Annotated in this window: 6 protein-coding genes; all 6 read right to left on the bottom strand. The window is 67.5% G+C overall.

Features of this window, described 5'->3' with window-relative positions:
- Window positions 1–357 (bottom strand): laccase domain-containing protein (locus tag WBV89_RS12140; protein ID WP_423981612.1); only part of this gene is annotated, 357 nt, incomplete at its 3' end.
- Window positions 358–366: 9 nt separating this feature from the next.
- Window positions 367–1,458 carry a cell division protein FtsZ gene (gene ftsZ, locus WBV89_RS12135; protein WP_423981613.1) on the bottom strand — a complete coding sequence of 364 codons (1,092 nt, stop codon included), beginning with the start codon at window positions 1,456–1,458 and terminating at the stop codon, window positions 367–369.
- A gap of 165 nt (window positions 1,459–1,623) precedes the next feature.
- A complete protein-coding gene (locus WBV89_RS12130) occupies window positions 1,624–3,015 on the bottom strand; it encodes a cell division protein FtsQ/DivIB (protein ID WP_423981611.1) in 1,392 nt (463 codons plus the stop codon).
- Complete coding sequence (gene murB / locus WBV89_RS12125; RefSeq protein WP_423981610.1) at window positions 3,012–3,953, bottom strand: UDP-N-acetylmuramate dehydrogenase; 942 nt, start codon at window positions 3,951–3,953, stop codon at window positions 3,012–3,014. The genes WBV89_RS12130 and murB overlap by 4 nt, the downstream gene beginning before the upstream one ends.
- Entirely contained in the window at window positions 3,934–5,340 is a 1,407-nt protein-coding gene (gene murC, locus WBV89_RS12120; protein ID WP_423981609.1) for a UDP-N-acetylmuramate--L-alanine ligase, read from the bottom strand. The genes murB and murC overlap by 20 nt, the downstream gene beginning before the upstream one ends.
- On the bottom strand, window positions 5,337–6,114 hold a 778-nt coding region (locus WBV89_RS12115), incomplete at its 5' end, for a UDP-N-acetylglucosamine--N-acetylmuramyl-(pentapeptide) pyrophosphoryl-undecaprenol N-acetylglucosamine transferase (protein ID WP_423981608.1). The genes WBV89_RS12115 and murC, both read right to left, overlap by 4 nt.

Here is a 6,114-nt window from a genome sequence, read left to right as displayed (position 1 = left end):
GCGCCAGCCTCCGTGCGCACCCACCACGGTGCCGTCGTCGGCCAGCACGAAGATCGGAGCGCAGTCGGCGGTCCAGACGGCGAGATGCGTGCCGGAGCGGGCGGTGACCGCGACGTCGCCGATCCCGGCGGTGATCGACGAGCCGTTCTCGGTGCCGGCGGTGGGATCGACGTCGACCACCTCGACTCCGTGGATTTCGTCGAGCATCGTCCAGCGCTGTCCGGTGGCGCGAGTCTGTCGCTCGACGAGCACGTCGGTGATCACGTGGTCGGGATGAATGTCACCATCGAAGCGATCGGTGGCGACGATGCGGACGTCACGCCCGCCGGCAACGGTCTGGTAGAGCGGGGTGGGCACCCGCCTGCCTCACTTGAGGAACGACGGAACGTCGAAATCGTCGTCGTCGTCGGCGAGCGGATCTGCGTCCTCGACGTCGCCGAACAGCTCGGTGATCCGCGTCGGGGAAGTGCGCGGCTGGCTCTCCGACAACGGCGGGGTCACCGGACCGTCCGACCGGTCGAAGCCGGCCGAGATGACGGTCACGCGGACCTCGTCGCCCATCTCGTCGTCGACGACGGTTCCGAAGATGATCAGCGCGTCCTGGTGTGCGACGGCGTGGATGATCTCGGCTGCCGCGTTCATCTCGAACAGACCCATGCTGGACGGGCCGGTGATGTTGAGCAGCACCCCGCGGGCACCGTCGATCGCCGATTCGAGCAGCGGGCTCGAGATCGCGGCCTTCGCGGCGGAGACGGCGCGCTCGTCACCGCTCGCCTGGCCGATCCCCATCAGCGCGGTACCGGCGTCCTTCAGGACGGCCTTGACGTCGGCGAAGTCGGTGTTGATCAGGCCGGGTGTGGTGATCAGCCCGGTGATGCCCGACACGCCCTGGAGGAGCACCTCGTCGGCCATCTTGAACGCGTTGAGCACGCTGGTCTTGTCGTTCGCAACCGTCAGCAGGCGATCGTTCGGGATGACGATCAGCGTGTCGACCTTCTCCTTCAGCTTCTGGACGCCGTTGTCGGCCTGCACCGAACGGCGACGACCCTCGAAGGAGAACGGGCGGGTCACGACACCGATCGTCAATGCGCCGGCCTCGCGGGAGATCTCGGCGATGACGGGCGCGGCACCGGTCCCGGTGCCACCTCCCTCACCGGCGGTGATGAACACCATGTCGGCGCCTCGGACCATCTCCTCGATCTCGTCGCGGTGTGATTCCGCGGCCTCACGACCGACTTCGGGATCACTCCCGGCGCCGAGGCCACGGGTGAGATCGCGGCCGATGTCGAGCTTGACGTCGGCATCGCTCATGAGCAACGCCTGGGCGTCGGTGTTGACGGCGATGAACTCGACGCCCTTCAGCCCGGCGTCGATCATCCGGTTGACCGCGTTGACGCCACCGCCGCCAACGCCGATGACCTTGATCACGGCGAGATAGTTCTGCGGTGTGCCGACCATCAGTGGGTCCTCCATGTGCTCGCGTTCACCGCGGCCTCTTGTTCGATCATGAGTGCATGCATCTTTCGGTCCGGCGACGCGGACTATCTGGCATTGTGCCAGGTCCGGGGTCACCGCGCAGGGACGCTAGCCGAGACGGCGCGCACTTCCGCGGCGATCCCCGATTCATTGATCGGTCGTCTCGACGGTCGACACGTCGATCACCGTCGTGTCGGAGCCGACGACGTCGTCCAGGCGCCGTTGCAACCGGACCAGCCGCTCGATCTGATCGTTGTCGGTGATCGCGTCCCCGAGGCGGACCTCGATGTCGGGTCCGGGGGCGTTCGACAGCATGAATCGGAGGTCGGTCCCGTCGGGAACGACCGACATCGAGATCAGTTGAGCGCGGACCTCCGGCGTCAGCTTGGTCACGATCGCGCCGGCAGCGGAGAACCCGACGTCGGCGAACTGGCCGGCCTCGAGATCGAGCGTCGTCGTGCCGTCGATGAACACGAACTCGATCGGCTGACCGTCGATGACGTCGACGACCCGACCCTCACGATCGATGATCCGGAACCGTCCGTCGACACCCTGGGCGGTGGCGACCGGTTCGCGCTCGCGGATCTCGACGCTCGCTCCGTTCGGGAAGTCCGTGCGGACCCGGGCCGTCTCGACGTAGGGGATTTCCTCGAGGGTCTTCTCCGCGGCGCCGGTGTCGGCGAGCAATGTCGGTTCGCCGACGAGGTCGTCGACCACCGCTTGGACCGCCGCGGGATCGCTGCGACTCACACCGGTCACGTCGACCGCGTCGACCGAGAACAACGACGAACCCAGCACTGCGAGCACGCCGATCACCACGAACAGGATCCCGCCGATGACGGCGGCCCATTTCAGTCGTCGTCTGCCCTCGGCACGCCGGACCCCGATCCGGCGCTGGCGAAGTCGGGGTTCGATCCCGGCAGCACCGGTGGCGTCCTTCGCAGCGATGGTGTCACCCGTGCCGTCGTCGTCGATGAAAACGGGTGCCGAGTCGTCATCGGCGGGGCCGGAGGCGAGTTCTTCGTCGAGATAGACCGCGTCGGGTAGGTCGTCATCGCCCCCGATCGCGATCGTCGTGGGGACTTCTCTCGACCGCAACGTCGGAGCGGTGTCGGCATCCTCCGGGTCGACGGCGATGACGGCAGCATCGTCGGACTCCGTTCCGCCCTCTCCGCCGTCGCCCTCGCCGACGTCGTCGATCGGTCGTGCATCGGCCGGTGTCTCGGCATCGTCCTCGACGGATTCGGGCTCCGATTCCTCGGAACCCGTGCTCTTCCACGGGTGGGCATGCACGCCGACGCTGTCGTCGGGCGTGGCGTCCTCGCCCGTGTCACCGAATGCGTCGGAGAGTTCCGCGAGCACGTCGTTCTCCTGCGTGGTCAGGAGCTGTGGATCGGAGACCTGAGGGTCCGACTTCTGCTCGACGGCACCGCCGGCGACGTCCTTCTTGACGATCTTGACATCGGAGAACTCACCCACGCCGAGCGCGGAGTCGGGGTTCGGGGAGTCCTTCTTCGAACGTTTCCACCAGCGGCTCATTCCGTCTCCCCCACGTCGAATCCGATCAGGCGGATCTCGCTCCGCAGCAGGTGGCCGGTCGCGTGGGACACCCGCTCGCGCACCAGCTGGATCAGTTGATGTACGTCGTCGGCCGAACCGTTCGGATCGGCCTGGATGAAGTTCGCGTGCTTCTCCGAGACCGATGCCGTTCCGTACCGGAAACCGCGCAGACCGAGATCGTCGATCAACTGACCGGCGCTGAGCACGTGCGGAATCGGATTGACGAAGACCGAACCGGCGTTCTGCCCTCCGGGCTGATTCGCACGTCGCCACGCCACGATCTCGCTGAGCTCACGACGAGCGGCGTCGGCGCTTCCCGGCCCCAGCTGCAGACGGGCCGACAGCACGATGGTGGTGGCGGGCAGCCCACTCCCCCGGAATCGCAGACCGAGTTGGTCCGTCGACAGCACGATGTCGGTCGATGTGGTCAGATCGAACGCGGCGACGTCGATCAGCGATTCGGCGATGTCCGAACCGTGACCTCCGGCGTTCATCCTCACCGCTCCACCGATCGAGCCCGGGACACCGACGGCCCACTCGAATCCGGTCAGGCCCGCCGTCGCCACCTGCCGTGCCAGCACCGGAAGCGCGACCGCGCTCCCGGCGCGCACGATCGAACGCTCGGTGTCGATCTCGATCTCGGTCGCGACGTCGGCGAGCGACACGGCGATCCCTCCGAATCCCCGATCGGCGACGAGCAGGTTCGACCCCCGTCCGACGACCAGCACGGGGAGCCCACTCGCCGATCTCGCCGCGGCGACCCGATGGAGGTCGGCGGGGTCGGTGATCTCGACGTAGATGTCGGCAGCTCCGCCGACCTTGTACGTCGTCAGTGGTGCGAGCGGCTCGTCACGCCGAGCGAGGTCGCCGAGCTCGTGGACGGCCCGGTCGATGACGTCAGGAGGAGCGACGGGCATCGAGCACCTCGGATGGGAGTGTCGCGATGTCACCGCAGCCCATCGAGACCACGATGTCGCCGTCGCGTGCCTCGCCCGCCACGAAGTCGATGAGATCGGAGCGTCGGGGCAACCAGACGACACGCTTGGTCGGATCCGCCTCGGTCACCGCGTTCACGATCAACTTGCCGGTCACACCGGGGATCGGCGTCGTCCCGGACGCGAAGATGTCGGTCAGCACCACGAGGTCGGCCTCGGAGAACGCTCCGCCGTACTGCTCCCAGATCTCGGCGATCCGGTTGTAGCGGTTCGGTTGGAAGACCGCGATCACGCGCTTCCAGGCCTCCCCGCTGTGCCGGGTCGCAGCCAGGACGGCAGAGATCTCCGACGGCAGGTGGGCGTAGTCATCGACGAAGGTGGCTCCGCCGTCGATCCCTCGGACGTCGAAACGACGAGCGACGCCACCGAACTTGGCGAGCGCCGTTCGCACGTCGTCGAACGCGACGCCGACCTCGAGCGCCATCGCGATCGCACCCGTTGCGTTGACCACGTTGTGGATCCCGCGCATCGGCAACTCGATCGTCCCGATCAGGTCACCGTGTCGTTCGACACCGAACACGAAGGCACCGTTTGCGGCGCGCACGTCCACGGCACGCACGTCGACGCCGTCGCTGCGGCCGTAGGTGACGGTGTCGTGTGCTTCGGCAAGGCGTGCGGCCACGGCGTCGTCACCACACACGACCTTCGGACCGGGGATCTGAGCGAGGTACGTGTCGAAGCTCTCGACGATCGATTCGAACGACCCGTAGTGGTCGAGATGATCGACTTCGACGTTGGTGAGGATCGTCCCGTACAGCGGGAGTTCGAGGTGGGTCCCGTCGCTCTCGTCGGCCTCGACCACCAAGAACTCCGAGCCGGTCCACTGTGCGCCGGTTCCGAGATCGGTCACGTCGCCGCCGATGATGAAACTCGGCCGGAGCCCACCGGCAGCGAGCATCAGCATCAGCATCGAAGTCGTCGTCGTCTTCCCGTGCGTCCCGGCGACGGCGAGCGACTTCGCGTTGGCGCAGATCGAGGCGAGCATGCCCGCCCGGCGCAGCACGGTGATTCCCTCGTGGCGCGCTTCGTCGAGTTCGATGTTGCTCGCCGGGATCGCGGTCGACGCGGTGACGGCGTCGACGCCGTGCACGAGCGAGCGATCGTGCCCGATGTTGACGGTCGCGTCGGCAGCGCGCACGCGTTCGAGGACCGGATGTTCACGCAGGTCGCTGCCCGACACCTCGTGCCCCATCTGGGCGAGCGCGATCGCGATCGCGCTCATGCCCGGTCCCCCGATGCCGACGACGTGGAGGCGATGCGGGATGGACAGGTCGAGTGGAGCCTCGGGTACGGGGAGTTGCTCGGTCATTTCCCGGACGATGCTAGGGCGACCTGTTCGATCAACTCCGCCAGGGCACCGGATCGATGGATCTCTCCACGTGCGTGCGTCGCGACCGCGAGTTCGGCGCGTGCGGCATCGTCGGCTCGGAGCCGGTCGATCTGATCGGTGAGCGCATTGCGGGTGGCGAGCTGAGCCTCGTCGAGGAACACCGCGGCGCCGACATCGGAGAGCCATCGGACGTTCGCCGTTTGGTGATCGTCGGCCGCTCCCGCCCACGGGATCAGGATCGCCGGAACACCCGTCACGGCCACCTCGTGCACGGTGCTCGCACCACCCCGGCCGACCAACAGGTCGGCGGCCGCATAGACGGCCGGCATGTCGCGCTCGTAGCCGACGGCCTGATGGATGATTCCGTCGTCACCCGTTGGCGTGACGGCCTCGATGCCATCCACGAACCGGTCGCCGGCGACCTGACGGATCGCGAGCTTCGTGTCATCCCGATGGGCCCCGGCATAGTCGGCGATCGCCGCATTCAGCACGCCGGAACCGAGCGATCCTCCCATCACCGCGAGGACGAAGCGATCGTCGGGCAGTCCCAAACGGGCACGTGCCGCACCGCGATCGGCCACTCGATCCAGGGTGAGGAGGTCCTGACGGACGGGTGCGCCGGTCACGGTCGCGTTCGGCAACGGTGAGTCCTCGAACGCGACGGCACAGGCTGCGGCCTTGCGCGCCGAGAGTTGGCTGGCGCGCCCGGGGACGAAGTCGTACGACACGACGACGACGGGGATCTCGAGCGAG

This window comes from Ilumatobacter sp., assembly GCF_049588435.1.
GTDB lineage: Bacteria > Actinomycetota > Acidimicrobiia > Acidimicrobiales > Ilumatobacteraceae > Ilumatobacter_A.
The sequence above is the reverse complement of the archived record's forward strand: the minus strand, read 5'-3'. Positions and strand labels throughout refer to the sequence as shown.